The organism is Delftia sp. SD018, from assembly GCF_017355445.1.
In the GTDB taxonomy this organism is placed as follows: Bacteria; Pseudomonadota; Gammaproteobacteria; order Burkholderiales; family Burkholderiaceae_C; genus Comamonas; species Comamonas acidovorans.
In genome coordinates this window covers 24,404-42,824 of sequence record NZ_JADDRN010000038.1, presented here as the reverse complement: position 1 = coordinate 42,824, position 18,421 = coordinate 24,404, and the positions used below count along the sequence as shown (strand labels likewise).

Below are 18,421 nucleotides of genomic sequence, written 5' to 3'. Positions count from 1 at the left end.
CGCTGGCGTGGTTGCCAAGATCATTGCCTAATTGATTCGTAGGGGTATAGCTCAATTGGCAGAGCGTCGGTCTCCAAAACCGAAGGTTGTAGGTTCGATTCCTACTGCCCCTGCCACCTGATGGTGGAATCGCAACGAGCCCGCCCCAAAGCGGGCTTCGGTGTCTTGGCGTTGCGCAAAAGATGCGCATTAGAAATGGATTATGGCCACTACTCAGGTTGAAACGGTCAGCTCCGGAGCTGACAAAGCCAAGCTTGCCGCAGTCGCGGCTTTAGTCGTTGCTGCGATCGCAGGTTTCTATCTGCTGAGCAAGCAAGGGCCCATCGTCCAGTGGCTGGTGCTGCTGGTTGGCCTGGCTGCAGCTGCTGGCACGTTCCTTGTTTCCGAGCCCGGAAAGCGTTTCGTGAGCTTTGCCCAGGATGCCTGGCGCGAAGTCAAGAAGGTCGTCTGGCCGACGCGCAAGGAAACCATGCAGATGACCTTGTACGTCTTCGGCTTTGTCGTCATCATGGCCTTGTTCCTGTGGTTCACGGACAAGACGCTTGAGTGGGTCTTGTACGACCTGATTTTGGGCTGGAGGAAGTAATGGATGCTGTCGAAACGGGTGTGAACGACGGAGGGGCAGCGCCTGTCAATCCGGATCTGCGCTGGTACATCGTCCATGCCTACTCCGGCATGGAAAAGGCGGTTGAGCGCAACATCATCGAGCGCATCGCGCGCTCTGACATGCAGTCCAAGTTCGGTCGCATTCTTGTCCCTACTGAAGAAGTGGTGGAAATGAAGAATGGCCAGCGCCGCACTACCGAGCGCCGTCTGTTCCCTGGCTACGTGTTCGTCGAGATGGTCATGGACGACGACACCTGGCACTTGGTCAAGCACACCAGCAAGGTGACGGGTTTCGTGGGCGGTGCCAAGAACCGTCCTGCGCCCATTTCCGAAGAGGAAGTGCGCAAGATCGTCAGCCAGATGCAGGAAGGCACGGAAAAGCCGCGCCACAAGGTCGAGTTCATGCCCGGCGAGCTGGTGCGTGTCAAGGAAGGTCCGTTCACGGACTTCAACGGCTCTGTCGAAGAGGTCAACTACGAGAAGAGCCGTCTGCGCGTCTCCGTGATGATCTTCGGTCGCTCCACGCCGGTCGAGCTTGAATTTGCCCAGGTTGAAAAAACCTGAGTTACCGCTTACAATCTCTGGCTCTGCATTTTTAGGCTTGGTGCAGGGCGTTCTCACAAGAGTCTTTTAACCCCCGGGGAGCTGTCGGCTGCAACTGTTGTTGGTTGGGTCGGCGGCGCTATACCCGCAAGGAGCATTCAATGGCGAAGAAAATCGTCGGCTTCATCAAGCTGCAAGTGCCAGCTGGTAAGGCCAATCCCTCTCCCCCGATCGGTCCTGCGCTGGGTCAGCGCGGCCTCAACATCATGGAATTCTGCAAGGCGTTCAACGCCCAGACCCAAGGTGTCGAGCCCGGACTGCCGCTGCCCGTGGTCATCACGGCCTTCGCGGACAAGAGCTTCACCTTCATCATCAAGACGCCTCCGGCGACTGTGCTGATCAAGAAGGCCATCAAGCTGGACAAGGGTTCTTCCAACCCCCTGAAGAACAAGGTCGGCAAGATCACCCGCGCTCAGCTGGAAGAGATCGCCAACACCAAGCTGAAGGACATGAACGCTGCTGACGTGGACGCCGCCGTGCGTACGCTGGCTGGTTCGGCTCGCTCGATGGGCGTGATTGTGGAGGGCGTGTAAATGGCCAAGTTGACCAAGAAGCAAAAGGCTCTCCAGGGCAAGGTGGAGTCCACCAAGCTGTACGCTTTCGCTGACGCAGTCGCGCTGGTGAAGGATGCTGCCACCGCCAAGTTCGATGAATCCATCGACGTGGCCGTGCAACTGGGCGTGGACGCCAAGAAGTCTGACCAAGTGGTTCGCGGCGCTGTCGTGCTGCCCCATGGCACCGGCAAGATTGCCCGCGTGGCTGTGTTCGCCCAAGGCGCCAAGGCTGAAGAAGCCAAGGCTGCCGGCGCCGACGTGGTCGGCATGGACGACCTGGCTGCCCGCGTGAAGGCTGGCGACATGCCCTTCGACGTGGTCATCGCTGCCCCCGACGCCATGCGCGTCGTCGGTACGCTGGGCCAGATCCTGGGCCCGCGCGGCCTGATGCCCAACCCCAAGGTTGGCACGGTGACTCCCGATGTGGCCACGGCTGTGAAGAACGCCAAGGCTGGTCAGGTGCAATACCGCGTCGACAAGGCCGGCATCATCCACGCCACCATCGGCCGCCGCTCGTTCGACAACGAGAAGCTGCAAGGCAACCTGGCTGCGCTGATCGACGCCCTGAACAAGTCCAAGCCCGCTTCGAGCAAGGGCCTGTACCTGCGCAAGGTCGCTGTTTCGTCGACCATGGGTGTGGGCGTTCGCGTCGACACGCAAACCATCTCGGCCTGATAGCCAAGAAATCTTGAGACACCTCTCGGGGTGCCTCAGTGGTGGGCCGGTGCAGCGATGCGCCGGGTCATCCAAGACCGTTGGTGTGCCTTGCGGCACTTAAACCCCCGGGGCCAACGCAGATGGCGATCCCGCTGCAGATGGATGCATTTCCAAAACAGTTGGTCGCTGCAACAAGAGCGCGCATGAGGGGCTTGCCCCGAGTGCGCATTTGAAGGAGTAGACCTTGAGTCTTAATCGCAGTGAGAAAGAAGCGGTCATCAATGAAGTGACCAGCCTCGCCGCAAAAGCTCAAACGCTTGTGATCGCGGAATACCGCGGCATCACGGTCGCCGACATGACCAAACTGCGTTCTGATGCTCGCAGCAAGGGTGTGAGCCTGAGCGTGTTGAAGAACACGCTGGCCCGCCGTGCTGTGGCTGGCAGCCAGTTTGACGTTGTCGCCGACCAGATGACCGGCCCTCTGATCTATGGCTTCTCTGAAGACGCAGTGGCCGCCGCCAAGGTGGTGGCCGACTTCGCGAAAACCAACGACAAGCTGGTGATCCGCGGTGGTGCGTTTGCAGGCAAGGCCCTGGACGTGAACGGTGTGAAGCAACTGGCGAACATCCCCTCGAAGGAAGTTCTGCTGGCACAACTGTGTGGCTTGCTGATGTCGCCTATCTCGCGTACGGCCGTTGTGCTGGGCGCCCTGGCGGCAAAGAAGAGCGAAGGCTCTGCCGAAGAACCGGCAGCCGAAGCAGTCGCAGCCTGAGCGCGCGGCAGTTAACCAATATTGTTAGGAAATCAAAATGGCATTCGATAAAGACGCATTTCTGACCGCGCTCGACGGCATGACGGTCCTGGAACTCAATGACCTGGTGAAGGCCATTGAAGAGAAGTTTGGCGTGAGCGCTGCCGCTATGGCTGCTCCCGCTGCTGGCGGCGCTGCTGGCGGCGCTGCTGCTGCAGAAGAAAAGACCGAGTTCAACGTTGTGCTGACCGAAGCCGGCGCGAACAAGGTTTCCGTCATCAAGGCCGTGCGTGAAATCACCGGCCTGGGTCTGAAGGAAGCCAAGGACCTGGTCGACGGCGCTCCCAAGAACGTCAAGGAAGGCGTTGCCAAGGCTGACGCTGAAGCCGCTGTGAAGAAGCTGGTGGAAGCCGGTGCCAAGGCTGAACTGAAGTAATTCAGTCCCCTCAAGGGCTGGAGGCTCCGAAAAAGGGCCTCCAGCCTTTGGCGCTTGTGGAGCGCTGATCCATAGAGCACACTAAAAAGCAGTCAGCACAGTCTGTTTTTTAGTGTCTTCTGACAACCCGACAGCAGAAGATGCCTTGGTTCGGGCGATGTGCAACGCATCGCCGTCAGCCATGGTTGGTAGTGGCCAACCGCCAAGCCCGCAGGGAGCTTTCCATGTGGGGCAGTCGTCGCAGACCCAGGACTCATGTCTTTGCCCGGAGATCTCATGGCCTATTCTTACACCGAACGCAAGCGAATCCGCAAAAGCTTCGGGAGCCGCGACAGCGTGCTCGAAGTGCCTTACCTGCTGCAGATGCAAAAAGATGCATATACCGCATTCTTGCAGTCAGATGTAGCCCCCAAAAAACGCACCATCGAAGGCCTGCAAGCGGCCTTCAACTCCGCCTTCCCCATCGTCTCCCACAACGGTTTTGTGGAGATGAAGTTCGTCGAGTACAACCTCGCCAAGCCTGCTTTCGATGTGCGCGAGTGCCAGACCCGTGGTCTGACGTTCGCCTCCGCCGTGCGCGCCAAGGTCCAGTTGATCATCTATGACCGTGAGTCTTCGACCTCGCAGTCCAAGGTGGTCAAGGAAGTCAAGGAGCAAGAGGTCTACATGGGCGAAGTGCCCCTGATGACCGAAAAGGGCTCGTTCATCATCAACGGCACCGAGCGTGTCATCGTCTCGCAGCTGCACCGCTCGCCTGGCGTGTTCTTCGAGCACGACAAGGGCAAGACCCACAGCTCGGGCAAGCTGCTGTTCTCGGCACGCATCATTCCTTACCGCGGCTCGTGGCTGGACTTCGAGTTCGACCCCAAGGACCTGCTGTTCTTCCGCGTCGACCGTCGCCGCAAGATGCCCGTGTCCATTCTGCTGAAGGCCATCGGCCTGACGCCGGAATCGATCCTGGCCAACTTCTTCGTCAACGACAACTTCCGCCTCATGGATTCGGGCGCGCAGATGGAGTTCGTCTCCGAGCGCCTGCGCGGCGAAGTCGCGCGCTTCGACATCACCGACAAGTCGGGCAAGGTCGTGGTCGCCAAGGACAAGCGCGTCACCGCTCGCCACACGCGCGAGCTGGAGCAGTCGGGCACCAAGTTCATCAGCGTCCCCGAAGATTTCCTGATCGGCCGCGTGGTCGCCAAGAACATCGTCGATCCGGACACGGGCGAGATCATCGCCAAGGCCAATGAAGAGCTGACCGAGTCCCTGCTCAAGAAGCTGCGCAGCGCCGGCATCCAGGATCTGCAATGCATCTACACGAATGAGCTGGACCAGGGTGCCTACATCTCGCAGACCCTGCGCACCGACGAAACCGTCGATGAGTTCGCTGCACGCGTGGCCATCTACCGCATGATGCGCCCCGGCGAGCCGCCGACCGAAGACGCCGTGCAGGCCCTGTTCCAGCGCCTGTTCTACAACGCCGACACCTACGATCTGTCGCGCGTGGGCCGCATGAAGTTCAACGCCAAGGTCGGCCGCGATGGCGCCACCGGCCCCATGGTGCTGTCCAACGAGGACATCCTGGCCGTGGTCAAGATCCTGGTGGATCTGCGCAATGGCAAGGGCGAAGTCGACGATATCGACCACCTGGGCAACCGCCGCGTGCGTTGCGTGGGCGAACTGGCCGAAAACCAGTACCGCACGGGCCTGGCACGTATCGAGAAGGCCGTGAAGGAGCGTCTGGGCCAGGCCGAGCAAGAGCCGCTGATGCCCCATGACCTGATCAACAGCAAGCCGATTTCGGCCGCCCTGAAGGAATTCTTCGGTGCGTCGCAGCTGTCGCAGTTCATGGACCAGACCAACCCTCTGGCCGAAATCACGCACAAGCGTCGCGTCTCGGCCCTGGGCCCGGGCGGTCTGACCCGCGAGCGTGCAGGCTTCGAAGTGCGCGACGTGCACGTGACCCACTACGGCCGCGTCTGCCCCATCGAAACGCCTGAAGGCCCGAACATCGGCCTGATCAACTCGCTGGCCCTGTACGCCCGCCTGAACGAGTACGGCTTCATCGAGACGCCTTACCGTCGCGTGGCCGACGGCAAGGTCACGATGGAGATCGACTACCTGTCGGCCATCGAGGAAGGCAAGTACATCATCGCCCAGGCCAACGCCGAGCTGGATGCCGAAGGCCGCCTGATCGGCGACCTGGTGTCGGCGCGCGAAAAGGGTGATTCGACCCTGGTGTCGGCCGAGCGCGTTCAGTACATGGACGTGTCGCCTGCACAGATCGTGTCGGTGGCTGCCTCGCTGATTCCGTTCCTGGAACACGATGACGCGAACCGCGCATTGATGGGCGCCAACATGTCGCGTCAGGCCGTGCCTGTGCTGCGTCCCGAAAAGCCCATGGTGGGCACGGGCATCGAGCGCGTGGCGGCAGTGGACTCCGGCACCGTGGTGACGGCAACCCGCGGCGGTATCGTGGACTATGTCGATGCAACGCGCATCGTGGTCCGCGTGAACGATGCGGAAGCCGTGGCCGGCGAAGTCGGCGTGGACATCTACAACCTCATCAAGTACCAGCGTTCCAACCAGAACACCAACATCCACCAGCGTCCCATCGTCAAGCGTGGCGACAAGCTGGCCAAGGGTGACGTGGTGGCCGACGGCGCATCGACCGATCTGGGCGAAATCGCCATCGGTCAGAACATGCTGATCGCCTTCATGCCCTGGAACGGCTACAACTTCGAGGATTCGATCCTGATCAACGAGCGCGTGGTGGCCGAAGACCGCTACACCTCGATCCACATCGAAGAACTCGTGGTGATGGCCCGCGATACCAAGCTCGGTGCCGAGGAAATCACGCGCGACATCCCGAACCTGTCCGAGCAGCAGCTCAACCGCCTGGACGAGTCCGGCATCATCTACGTGGGTGCGGAAGTGCAGCCCGGCGATGTGCTGGTCGGCAAGGTCACGCCCAAGGGCGAGACCACGCTGACGCCTGAAGAGAAGCTGCTGCGCGCCATCTTCGGCGAGAAGGCTTCCGACGTGAAGGACACCTCGCTGCGCGTGGACCAGGGCTCGCAAGGCACCGTGATTGACGTGCAGGTCTTCACCCGTGAAGGCATCCAGCGTGACAAGCGCGCCCAGCAGATCATCGACGATGAACTCAAGCGCTACCGCCTGGACCTGAACGACCAGCTGCGCATCGTCGAGGCCGACGCCTTCGACCGTATCGAAAAGCTGCTCAATGGCCGCGTGGCCAACGGCGGCCCGCAGAAGCTGGCCAAGGGCGCCAAGATCGACAAGGCCTACCTGGATGGCGTGGAGAAGTTCCACTGGTTCGACATCCGTCCTGCAGAGGACGAAGTCGCCACCCAGCTCGAGTCCATCAAGAACTCGCTGGAGCAGACGCGCCACAGCTTCGACCTGGCTTTTGAAGAAAAGCGCAAGAAGCTCACCCAGGGCGACGAGCTGCCCGCTGGCGTGCTCAAGATGGTCAAGGTCTACCTGGCCGTCAAGCGCCGCCTGCAACCCGGCGACAAGATGGCCGGCCGCCACGGCAACAAGGGTGTGGTCTCCAAGATCGTTCCGGTCGAGGACATGCCCTACATGGCCGACGGCTCCACTGCCGACATCGTGCTGAACCCGCTGGGCGTGCCTTCGCGTATGAACATCGGCCAGGTGCTGGAAGTGCATCTGGGCTGGGCCGGCAAGGGCCTGGGCCAGCGCATCGGGGACATGCTGCAGCAGGAAGCCCGCGCTGCCGAGATCCGCACCTTCATGGAAGAGATCTACAACTCGCGCGGCCGCAAGGAAGACCTGACGCAGCTCGACGACAAGGAGATCGTGTCCATGGCGCAGGCGCTGACCACGGGCGTGCCGTTTGCCACACCGGTGTTCGATGGTGCGTCCGAGCAGGAAATCCAGGACATGCTGCATCTGGCATATCCGGAGGAACTGGCCCAGCGCAAGGGACTGACCGAGTCGCGCACGCAGGCCTACCTGTATGACGGCCGCACCGGCGACCGCTTCGAGCGTCCGACCACCATCGGCTACATGCACTACCTGAAGCTGCACCACTTGGTCGACGACAAGATGCACGCCCGCTCCACGGGTCCGTACTCTCTGGTGACGCAGCAGCCGCTGGGCGGCAAGGCCCAGTTCGGTGGCCAGCGTTTCGGGGAAATGGAAGTGTGGGCGCTGGAAGCTTACGGCGCCGCCTATGTGCTGCAGGAAATGCTGACCGTGAAGTCCGACGACGTGGTGGGCCGTACCAAGGTGTACGAATCCATCGTCAAGGGCGAGCACGCCATCGAGGCAGGCATGCCCGAGTCGTTCAACGTGCTGGTCAAGGAAATCCGCTCCCTGGGCCTCGACATCGAGCTTGAGCGTTCTTAAATATTGAAAAGGGAAAGAGTCTTATGAAATCTCTACTCGACCTGTTCAAGCAATTCACGCCTGATGAGCATTTCGATGCCATCAAGATCGGTCTGGCTTCTCCCGAGAAGATCCGTTCCTGGTCCTTCGGCGAGGTGAAGAAGCCCGAGACCATCAACTACCGCACGTTCAAGCCCGAGCGCGATGGTCTGTTCTGCGCCAAGATCTTTGGCCCCATCAAGGACTACGAGTGCCTGTGCGGCAAGTACAAGCGCCTCAAGCACCGCGGTGTGATCTGCGAGAAGTGCGGCGTCGAAGTGACCCAGACCAAGGTGCGCCGCGAGCGCATGGGCCACATCGACCTGGCTGCGCCCTGCGCCCACATCTGGTTCCTGAAGTCGCTGCCGTCGCGTCTGGGCCTGGTGCTCGACATGACGCTGCGCGACATCGAGCGCGTGCTGTACTTCGAAGCCTACGTGGTGACCGACCCCGGCATGACCCCGCTGAAGAAGTTCAGCATCATGACCGAGGACGATTACGAGGCCAAGCGCACCGAATACGGTGACGAGTTCGAAGCCAAGATGGGCGCCGAAGGCATCAAGGACCTGCTCGAAGGCATCGACATCGACGTTGAGACCGAGCGTCTGCGCGGCGATCTGACCGGCTCCGAAGTCAAGGTCAAGAAGAACGCCAAGCGCCTGAAGCTGCTGGAAGCGTTCAAGAAGTCCGGCATCAAGCCGGGCTGGATGGTCATGGAAGTGCTGCCCGTGCTGCCCCCGGACCTGCGTCCGCTGGTGCCGCTGGACGGCGGCCGCTTCGCGACGTCCGACCTGAACGACCTGTATCGCCGCGTCATCAACCGCAACTCGCGTCTGCGCCGCCTGCTGGAGCTGAAGGCTCCGGAAATCATCGCGCGCAACGAAAAGCGCATGCTGCAGGAAGCAGTGGACTCGCTGCTGGACAACGGCCGCCGTGGCAAGGCCATGACGGGCGCCAACAAGCGTGCCCTGAAGTCGCTGGCCGACATGATCAAGGGCAAGAGCGGTCGTTTCCGCCAGAACTTGCTGGGCAAGCGCGTGGACTATTCGGGCCGTTCCGTGATCACGGTGGGTCCGTACCTCAAGCTGCACCAGTGCGGTCTGCCCAAGCTGATGGCGCTGGAACTGTTCAAGCCCTTCATCTTCGCGCAGCTCGAGCAGCGCGGCATCGCCACCACCATCAAGGCGGCGAAGAAGGAAGTCGAATCCGGCACGCCCGTGGTGTGGGACATCCTCGAAGAGGTCATCAAGGAGCACCCGGTCATGCTGAACCGTGCTCCCACGCTGCACCGACTGGGCATCCAGGCCTTCGAACCCATCCTGATCGAAGGCAAGGCCATCCAGCTGCACCCGCTCGTCTGCGCGGCCTTCAACGCCGACTTCGACGGTGACCAGATGGCTGTCCACGTTCCGCTGTCGGTGGAAGCACAGATGGAAGCCCGCACGCTGATGCTGGCCTCCAACAACGTGCTGTTCCCCGCATCGGGCGAGCCCTCCATCGTTCCTTCGCAGGACGTGGTGCTGGGTCTGTACCACGCAACGCGCGAGCGCATCAACGGCAAGGGCGAAGGCATGATCTTCGCCGACATCGGTGAAGTGCAGCGCGCGCTGGACTCCGACCAGGTCGAACTGGCCGCCAAGATCAGCGTGCGTCTGACCGAGTGGACCAAGAACAAGGACTCCGGCGAGTTCGAGCCTTCGACCAGCCTGGTGGAAACCACCGTGGGCCGCGCCCTGATGTCCGAGATCCTTCCCAAGGGCCTGCCGTTCAGCCACATGAACAAGGCGCTCAAGAAGAAGGAAATCTCCAAGCTCATCAACGCCTCGTTCCGCAAGTGCGGTCTCAAGGCCACGGTGGTGTTTGCCGACAAGCTGCTGCAAAACGGCTTCCGCCTGTCCACGCACGCCGGTATCTCGATCGCCATCGGCGACATGCTGGTGCCGCCGCAAAAGGCCGAGATCATCGGCCGTGCCGAAGCCGAGGTGAAGGAGATCGAACAGCAGTACGTCTCCGGTCTCGTGACCGCTGGCGAGCGCTACAACAAGGTGGTGGACATCTGGGGCAAGGCCGGCGACGAAGTCTCCAAGGTCATGATGGCCCAGCTTGCCAAGGAAAAGGTCATCGACCGCCACGGCAACGAAGTCGAGCAGGAATCGTTCAACGCCATTTACATGATGGCCGACTCCGGCGCCCGCGGCTCGGCCGCGCAGATCCGCCAGCTGGCCGGCATGCGTGGCCTGATGGCCAAGCCTGACGGCTCCATCATCGAGACGCCCATTACGGCGAACTTCCGTGAAGGCCTGAACGTTCTGCAGTACTTCATCTCCACCCACGGCGCCCGAAAGGGTCTGGCCGACACGGCGTTGAAGACGGCCAACTCCGGCTACCTGACGCGTCGTCTGGTGGACGTGACGCAGGATCTGGTGGTCAACGAGGACGATTGCGGCACGACCAATGGCGCACTGATGCGCGCCATCGTCGAAGGCGGTGAAGTGATCGAGTCGCTGCGCGACCGCGTGCTGGGCCGTACCACGGCCGAGGACGTCGTGCATCCCGAGACGCTGGCCGTCCTGCTGCCCGCAGGCACGCTGCTCAACGAAGACGGGATCGATGAACTCGAGTTGCAAGGCGTGGACGAGATCAAGGTCCGCACCGCGCTGAACTGCGAAACCCGCTACGGCCTGTGCGCCAAGTGCTACGGCCGCGACCTGGGCCGCGGCGGCCAGATCAACCTCGGCGAAGCCGTGGGTGTGATCGCCGCCCAGTCCATCGGCGAGCCCGGCACGCAGCTGACCATGCGTACCTTCCACATCGGTGGTGCCGCTTCGCGCGCTGCCATCGCATCGAGCGTGGAAGCCAAGTCCAACGGCGCCATCAGCTTCAACAGCACGATGCGTTACGTCAGCAACACCAAGGGTGAGCTGGTCGTGATTTCGCGTTCGGGCGAAATCGTCATCAGCGACAACGGCCGCGAGCGTGAGCGCCACAAGGTGCCTTACGGTGCCGTGCTGACCGTCAGGCCCGACCAGCAGGTCAAGGCCGGTCTGATCCTGGCCAACTGGGATCCGCTGACCCGACCCATCATTACCGAGTACGCCGGCCAGGTGCGCTTCGAGAATGTGGAAGAGGGCCTGACCGTGGCCAAGCAGGTCGACGAAGTGACCGGCCTGTCCACGCTGGTGGTGATCGATCCCAAGCGCCGTGGCTCTGCCAAGGTCGTGCGTCCTCAGGTCAAGCTGATCGATGCCAACAACCAGGAAGTCAAGATCCCCGGCACCGACCACTCGGTGACGATCGGCTTCCAGGTCGGCGCTCTGATCCAGGTGCGTGACGGCCAGGACGTGGGCCCCGGCGAGGTGCTGGCCCGTATCCCTGTCGAAGGCCAGAAGACCCGCGACATTACCGGCGGTCTGCCCCGCGTGGCCGAGCTGTTCGAAGCCCGTACGCCCAAGGACAAGGGCACGCTGGCCGAGATGACCGGCACCATCTCCTTCGGCAAGGAAACCAAGGGCAAGGTGCGCATGCAGATCACCGATCTGGATGGCAAGGTCTGGGAAGAGCTCGTGCCCAAGGAAAAGAACATCCTGGTGCACGAAGGCCAGGTGGTCAACAAGGGCGAGTCCATCGTCGACGGCCCGGCCGATCCGCAGGACATCCTGCGCCTGCTGGGCATCGAGGAGCTGTCGCGCTACATCGTTGATGAAGTGCAGGACGTCTACCGTCTGCAGGGTGTGAAGATCAATGACAAGCACATCGAGGTGATCGTTCGCCAGATGCTGCGCCGCGTCGTGGTCGAGAACACCGGCGATTCGACCTACATCGCTGGCGAGCAGGTCGAGCGTTCGGAAATCCTCAATACGAACGAGGCCCTGCAGCGCGAAGGCAAGATCCCCGCCACGTACTCCAACGTGCTGCTGGGTATTACCAAGGCTTCGCTGTCGACCGACTCCTTCATCTCCGCCGCGTCGTTCCAGGAAACGACCCGCGTGCTCACCGAGGCTGCCATCATGGGCAAGCGCGACGAGCTGCGTGGCCTGAAGGAAAACGTCATCGTGGGTCGCCTGATCCCCGCCGGTACGGGTCTGGCCTACCACCAGGCACGCAAGGCCAAGGACGCCATGGACGACGCAGAGCGCCGCGCCATCGCCGACGCCGAAGCGGCCGAACTGGCCGGTGTGATGGCTGACGACGACGCCGGCGTGGCTGCCGTCGCCGGTGACGCTTCCGCTGACTGATAGGCGGTGCCACCCCCTGAGCGGCTGTGCCGCTTCCCCCTCTCTCGCTACGCGGGAGGGGGACGACGCCCTCGCTGCGGGGCGGCCCTTGCTCGGCGTCCCTCTTGTTGGGACATGCTGTCTCCTAGAGCAGTGCATGGCGCAAGTGCTTGATGATGTGACGCTCCCGGCCTGCCCTGCGCAGGCGGGAGCGTTTTTCTTTGGGAATAACCAGAGTTCGGCCGGAACAGCCTCCGGCCGGGCCATTGCAGACGATGTGGTCCTTGTCTCTTGAATGGATGCTGCTGGCCCTGCTCGTGTTCTGGGCCGTCGGCGCATACAACCGGCTGGCTCGGCTGCGCAGCGGCTGCGTGCAGCAGTTCGGAGCGCTCGATGCGCACCTGGGCCAGTGGCATGCCATGCTGCAGGCCTTCGAGGCCCAGCCCAAGGCCGAAGGCCAAAGCCCCGCCCTTGTGCATGCCCAGGCCGCACTGCACCAGACCGCCGCACAGCTGCAGGCGGCCCTGGTCGATGCCCGTGGCCGGCCGCTGCGCGAGACCGCGCTGGCCTCGCTGGAGCACGCCTGTTCGGCGCTGGACGTGGCCTGGCAGGCCATGACCAAGGTCGCCGTTGATACCGGCGCCGCTGGCACTGGCGCTGCGCCATCAGATGCCCCATCGCCGGACCCCGATCCGCTGCAGCCCTGGCAGCAGCGCTGGACCGAGCACCAGGTGCGCAACCGCCTGGGACTGCAGCAATTCAACGCCGCGGCCGAGCGCTACAACGCCGCCATTGCGCAATATCCGGCCAGGCTGCTGGCCTGGCTGCTGGGCTTTCGCCCGGTGCGCAGCCTGCTGGTCGAGCCTGTCGCCAGCAAGGCACAGGAAAGTGGAACATGAACCAACGCACGCATTCTTCCCCGCGCCGCGCTGCGGCGCCCTCGCAGGCACCGGCCGCACCGCCTCTTTGGCAGCAGCTCGACGCCGTTGCCCAATGCCTGCAGTCCGTGCTTGAAGGCCAGTCCAGCCGCAGCGTGCTGGCGCGCGTTGCGCAGCCGCTGCGCCCCGGCGTCCAGGCGCTGCTGTTCCAGGTACTGCGCCAGTTGGGCCGTGCCCAGGCGCTGCAAAAGCAGCTGGCTTCGCGCAACCCGCCGCCGCGCGTCAGCGCATTGCTGAACACGGCCCTGGCCCTGGCCTGGGATGAATCCCGGGCACCGTACCCGCCATTCACCCTGGTCAACCAGACGGTGGAGGCTGCCAAGCAGGGGCCGACGCGCGCCCAGTCCGGCTTCATCAATGCCTGCCTGCGCCGCTTCCTGCGCGAGCGCGATGCCCTGGTCGCCGCCACCGACGACCAGCCGCAGGCCCTCTGGAACCACCCGGCCTGGTGGATCGCCCGCCTGCGCAAGGACCATCCCGATCGTTGGCAAGCCATCCTGCAGGCCAACAATGAACAGCCGCCGATGACGCTGCGCGTCAACCGCCAACAAACGGACCGCCAGTCCTACCAGGCAGCGCTGCAGGCCATGGACGTGCCTTCCCTGGCCGTGGCCGACAGCGGCCTGCAACTGCAGCAGGCCCTGCCGGTGCAATCCCTGCCGGGCTTCGACGAAGGCCTGGCCTCGGTGCAGGATGCGGCCGCGCAGCTGGCCGCGCCGCTGCTGCTGCAGGGGCTGGAGCAGCCCGCCGGCCGCGCGCTGCGTGTGCTCGATGCCTGCGCCGCCCCAGGCGGCAAGACGGCCCACCTGCTGGAGTACGCAGCACCGCAGACCCTGGAGGTCACGGCGCTGGAGATAGATGCCGAGCGCGCCGCGCGCATCGCGGACACGCTGGGGCGGCTGCGCCTGCAGGCCCGCGTGGTAGTGGCCGACGCATCCCGGCCCGACCAGTGGTTCGATGCGCAATGCGGCGGCCAGCGGTTCGACGCCATTTTGCTGGACGCACCCTGCACGGCCTCGGGTATCGTGCGGCGCCAGCCCGACGTGCGCTGGCTGCGCCGCGAGAGCGATGTGCGCCAGCTGGCCGAGATCCAGGCGCGCCTGCTCGACACCCTGTGGCCCCTGCTGCAGCCCGGCGGGCGCCTGCTCTACTGCACCTGCTCGGTCTTCAGGGAAGAAGGCGAGGCACAGGTTCAAGCGTTTGTTACACGCAACAGTGAGGCGCGAACCCTGGCGGCACCGGGGCATTTAATCCCGGGCAAAGCCGACAAAGCCGGCATGCTGGCTGACAATGCTTTGGGTGACCACGACGGTTTCTTCTACGCCTTGCTGCAAAAGACGCGCTGACCCTCCCCATCGGGCCTGGTCGCCAGCCTGGCTGCGCCTGCTGGCGCGGCTGGCCGGGGCGCTTTTGCTGGCGGGCGTGCTGGCGGGCCTGGGCCTGCAGGCCAGGGCCGATGCCCTGACGGCCGAGATCGGCCCCATGCAGCTCGATCGCTCCGACGACGGCCTGCTGCTGTCGGCCAACCTCCATTTCGAGCTGCCCTACCAGATCGACGATGCGCTGCGCCAGGGCATCCCCATGTACTTCGTGGCCGATGCCCAGATCCAGCGCGAGCGCTGGTACTGGTCCGATCAGCAACTGGCCACCGCCAGCCGCCACTACCGCCTCAGCCACCAGCCGCTGACGCGCCGCTGGCGCCTGCACATCTCCAGCACCCCGTTCTCCAGCAGCGGCCTGGGGCTGGCGCTGGGCCAGACCTTCGAAAGCCTGGACGATGCGCTGGCCTCCATGCAGCGCATCTCGCGCTGGAAGATCATGGACACGGCGCCCACGCAATCGGGCGTATCGGTGCAACTGCGCTTTCGCATCGACCTGTCCCAACTGCCCAGGCCGCTGCAGATCGGCGCGCTGGGCCGCTCGGGCTGGAACCTGCAGCTGTCGCGCACCCAGATGCTGGAAGACGCGCCATGAGCAGGGCCTCGGCCGACGACGAACGCGTGGCCCTGCCGGCCTCGGCCGGCCTGTCGCGCGGCACGCGCTGGGCCGTGGGCGTGGGCGCCGGCCTCATGGGCCTGGTCGGCGTGCTGCTGCTGTTCCTTCTCACCCTGGCCACCAACAACCGCCTGGACTACGAGCGCAACTACAACTGGCTGTTCGCCGCCAACGTGGTCGTGGCCGGCCTGCTGCTGGCCATCCTGGCCTGGGGCGGCATCCGCCTGGCCATCCGGTTGCAGCGCGGGCGCTTCGGCAGCCGCCTGCTGCTCAAGCTGGCCGGCATCTTCACGCTGGTGGGCCTGGTGCCGGGCCTGCTGATCTACATCGTCTCCTACCAGTTCGTCTCGCGTTCCATCGAAAGCTGGTTCGATGTGCAGGTCGAGGGCGCGCTGTCGGCCGGCGTCAGCCTGGCCAGTGCCACGCTGGAGACCGTGGCCAATGACATGGCCAACAACACACGCACCGCGGGCGCCCAGCTGTCCCAGGTCTCCGATGCCGGCGCTGCGCTGATCCTGGAGCGCGTGCGCGACCAGTTGGGTGCCACCGATGTCGTGCTGTGGAGCGCATCGGAGCTTGCCGTCATGGGCCCGACGCAGACCACCCGCAGCGGCGACCTTGCGGGCCTGCGCGCCATCGCCAGCGTGGGCCAGTCGCGCTTCAACCTGCAGCCCGAACGCCCCAGCGCGCAAATGCTGCGCTCGCTGCGCGAGCAGCGCGCCGTGGCCAGCATCGAAGGCCTGGACGACGACGGCATGGCCCAGCCCGGCGCCACCGCGCCCGGGGCCCAGGTCCGCACCCTGGCCCTGGTGCCCAACCCCAGCGTGGGCCTGCTGACCGAGCCGCGCTACCTGCAGGCCACCATTGCACTGCCGCAGGCCCTGGTGACGAATGCACTGGCCGTGCAGGCAGCCAACCGCGAATACCAGGAGCGCGCGCTGGCACGCGGTGGCCTGCAGCGCATGTACATAGGCACGCTCACGCTCAGCCTGTTCCTGGCCGTCTTCGGCGCCGTGGTGCTGGCTATCGTGCTGGGCAACCAGCTGGCCAGGCCGCTGCTGCTGCTGGCCCAGGGCATGCGCGACGTGGCGCGCGGCGACCTGCGGCCCAAGCCCGCGCTGCAGACGCGCGACGAGATCGGCGGGCTCACGCGCTCCTTTGCGCTCATGACCCAGCAACTGGCCGACGCCCGCGCCGAAGCCAACCGCAGCATGGGCCAGCTCGATGCCGCACGCGGCAACCTGCAGACCATCCTCGACAACCTCACCTCGGGCGTCATCGTGCTGGATGCGCGGGGCGCCATCGTGCTGAGCAATCCCGGCGCCACGCGCATATTGCGCGCGCCCATGGCCGTCCATGAAGGCCGGCTGCTGTCCCAGGTGCCGGGGCTGGAGCAGTTCGGCGAAGTCGTGCAGGAGCAGTTCGCGCTCTTCCTGGGCGAGCAGGGGCGCGATCGCTGGCAACTGGTGCATGAGCTGCATGCCTCCACCGATGGCGGCGTCATCCAGCACACCACCACCCTGGTCATGCGCGGTGCGGAACTGCCCGATGCGCAGCGCCTGCTGGTCTTCGACGACATCTCGGAAATTGTCTCGGCCCAGCGTGCCCAGGCCTGGGGCGAGGTGGCGCGCCGCGTGGCCCATGAGATCAAGAACCCGCTCACGCCCATCCAGCTGTCGGCCGAGCGCATGGCCATGCGGCTGACCGACAAGCTGCAGCCGGCTGACCAGGCGCTGCTGGCCAAGTCCGTCAAGACCATCGTCGATCAGGTCGGCGCCATGAAGCGCCTGGTCGATGAATTCCGCGACTACGCGCGCCTTCCCGCCGCCAACCTGCAGTCGCTGGACCTCAACGCGCTGGTCACCGATGTCCTCCAGCTGTATGGGGAAGAGAATGCCGAAGTGCGCGTGGACTGCGTGCTGGACCCGCAATGCCCGCCGATTTCCGGCGATGGCCAGCAGCTGCGCCAGGTCATTCACAATCTTTTGCAGAATGCCCAGGACGCCACGGCCCAGCGCGCGCAGGAAAGCGGCCAGCCCCCCGGCCCCGTGACCATAGAGACGCGCTGGAACGAATCCACGCGCCGCGTGCGCCTGAGCATCAGTGACAGCGGCACGGGCTTTGCCGCCAACATCCTTCAACGGGCCTTCGAGCCCTACGTCACGACCAAGGTGCGAGGCACCGGCCTGGGCCTGGCCGTGGTCAAGAAAATCGCAGACGAGCATGGCGCCCGCATCGACCTGGGCAACAGGGAAGACGACGGGGTGATTCAAGGTGCGCAAGTGTCGCTATCATTTGCGCCTGAGCGTACGGGATAGGCCTGACGCCCCCCGCGCCTCAGCACATAGGCTTAAGACACATGGCAAACATACTGGTGGTCGACGACGAACTGGGGATCCGGGATTTGTTGTCGGAAATCCTCAACGACGAAGGTCATAGTGTGGACGTGGCCGAGAACGCCGGTCAGGCACGCTCGGCGCGCGCCTCCAACACCTACGACCTCGTGCTTCTCGACATCTGGATGCCCGACACCGATGGCGTATCGCTGCTCAAGGAATGGGCCTCGGCAGGTCTGCTGACCATGCCCGTGATCATGATGAGCGGTCACGCCACCATCGAGACGGCCGTGGAGGCCACGCGCATCGGTGCGCTGTCCTTCCTCGAAAAACCCATCACCATGCAAAAGCTGCTCAAGGCCGTGGAGCAGGGCCTGGCGCGCAACGCCGCCAGCCAGGCACCGGCTGCAGCGCCCGTGGCGGTGGTCGAGCCGGACACTGCGGCCGTGGTCACGCCTGCGGCCAGCCGCGTACCGGTGGACAACAACGTGCCGCATGCACACCAGGGGTTCGACCTGGACCGCCCGCTGCGCGAGGCGCGCGACGGCTTCGAGAAGGCCTACTTCGAATTCCACCTGGCACGCGAAGGCGGCTCCATGACACGCGTGGCCGAGAAGACCGGCCTGGAGCGCACCCACCTGTACCGCAAGCTGCGCCAGCTGGGCGTGGACCTGGGCCGCAACAAGCGCGGATAGACTTTTTGAAGGAATTTTGGCTTTTTCGTTTTTGGGTCAAAAAATCCTGCATATAATCTAGTTCTCGGCCCGGTAGCTCAGTCGGTAGAGCAGAGGATTGAAAATCCTTGTGTCGGCGGTTCGATTCCGTCCCAGGCCACCAAATTCAGTAAAAAATTACGGACTGCTTCGCAAGAAGCGGTCCGTTTTTCTTTGTGCTGCTGAAAAGCCTGCCGTTGTTCAGCACGCC

At 63.9% G+C, this 18,421-nt stretch carries 13 protein-coding genes and 2 tRNA genes; all 15 read left to right on the top strand.

From position 1 onward, the window contains the following. The first annotated feature begins 40 nt into the window (after positions 1-40). The 15 genes from INR38_RS26030 to INR38_RS25960 all read left to right on the top strand — a co-directional run bounded on the left by INR38_RS26030 (position 41) and on the right by INR38_RS25960 (position 18,334). Positions 41-116 (top strand) — tRNA-Trp (locus tag INR38_RS26030). 86 nt (positions 117-202) lie between these two features. Then, positions 203-586, top strand: coding sequence for a preprotein translocase subunit SecE (gene secE / locus INR38_RS26025; protein ID WP_012202436.1), 384 nt, complete (start codon positions 203-205; stop codon positions 584-586). Then, positions 586-1,170, top strand: coding sequence for a transcription termination/antitermination protein NusG (gene nusG / locus INR38_RS26020; RefSeq protein ID WP_207444354.1), 585 nt, complete (start codon positions 586-588; stop codon positions 1,168-1,170). Before secE ends, nusG begins: the two co-directional genes overlap by 1 nt. A 140-nt stretch (positions 1,171-1,310) precedes the next feature. Continuing rightward, complete coding sequence (gene rplK, locus INR38_RS26015; protein WP_012202438.1) at positions 1,311-1,742, top strand: 50S ribosomal protein L11; 432 nt, start codon at positions 1,311-1,313, stop codon at positions 1,740-1,742. Beyond that, a complete protein-coding gene (gene rplA, locus INR38_RS26010) occupies positions 1,743-2,438 on the top strand; it encodes a 50S ribosomal protein L1 (protein ID WP_013800271.1) in 696 nt (231 codons plus the stop codon). It abuts the gene before it with no gap. A 226-nt stretch (positions 2,439-2,664) separates the two neighbouring features. Beyond that, positions 2,665-3,192 (top strand): 50S ribosomal protein L10, encoded by a 528-nt coding sequence (gene rplJ / locus INR38_RS26005; RefSeq protein ID WP_012202440.1) that lies wholly within the window; start codon positions 2,665-2,667, stop codon positions 3,190-3,192. Positions 3,193-3,229: 37 nt separating this feature from the next. Next, positions 3,230-3,607 (top strand): 50S ribosomal protein L7/L12, encoded by a 378-nt coding sequence (gene rplL, locus INR38_RS26000; RefSeq protein WP_012202441.1) that lies wholly within the window; start codon positions 3,230-3,232, stop codon positions 3,605-3,607. Positions 3,608-3,883: 276 nt separating this feature from the next. Continuing rightward, on the top strand, positions 3,884-7,996 hold the full coding sequence (gene rpoB, locus INR38_RS25995) for a DNA-directed RNA polymerase subunit beta (RefSeq protein ID WP_013800272.1): 4,113 nt from the start codon (positions 3,884-3,886) through the stop codon (positions 7,994-7,996). Between the two features lie 23 nt (positions 7,997-8,019). Further along, the gene (gene rpoC / locus INR38_RS25990) at positions 8,020-12,249 is read left to right on the top strand and encodes a DNA-directed RNA polymerase subunit beta' (protein WP_013800273.1); all 4,230 of its coding nucleotides are present in this window, start codon (positions 8,020-8,022) and stop codon (positions 12,247-12,249) included. A gap of 254 nt (positions 12,250-12,503) precedes the next feature. Continuing rightward, a complete protein-coding gene (locus tag INR38_RS25985) occupies positions 12,504-13,127 on the top strand; it encodes a LemA protein (protein WP_071953771.1) in 624 nt (207 codons plus the stop codon). Beyond that, the gene (gene rsmB / locus INR38_RS25980) at positions 13,124-14,512 is read left to right on the top strand and encodes a 16S rRNA (cytosine(967)-C(5))-methyltransferase RsmB (protein ID WP_097204496.1); all 1,389 of its coding nucleotides are present in this window, start codon (positions 13,124-13,126) and stop codon (positions 14,510-14,512) included. The genes INR38_RS25985 and rsmB overlap by 4 nt, the downstream gene beginning before the upstream one ends. Then, entirely contained in the window at positions 14,457-15,140 is a 684-nt protein-coding gene (locus tag INR38_RS25975) for a DUF4390 domain-containing protein (RefSeq protein WP_231890591.1), read from the top strand. Before rsmB ends, INR38_RS25975 begins: the two co-directional genes overlap by 56 nt. Then, positions 15,137-17,479 carry an ATP-binding protein gene (locus INR38_RS25970; RefSeq protein ID WP_207444353.1) on the top strand — a complete coding sequence of 781 codons (2,343 nt, stop codon included), beginning with the start codon at positions 15,137-15,139 and terminating at the stop codon, positions 17,477-17,479. Before INR38_RS25975 ends, INR38_RS25970 begins: the two co-directional genes overlap by 4 nt. A 41-nt stretch (positions 17,480-17,520) precedes the next feature. After that, positions 17,521-18,192, top strand: a complete 672-nt coding sequence (locus INR38_RS25965) for a response regulator (protein ID WP_012202448.1) — start codon at positions 17,521-17,523, stop codon at positions 18,190-18,192. Positions 18,193-18,258: 66 nt separating this feature from the next. Next, positions 18,259-18,334 (top strand) — tRNA-Phe (locus INR38_RS25960). Positions 18,335-18,421: the final 87 nt, after the last annotated feature.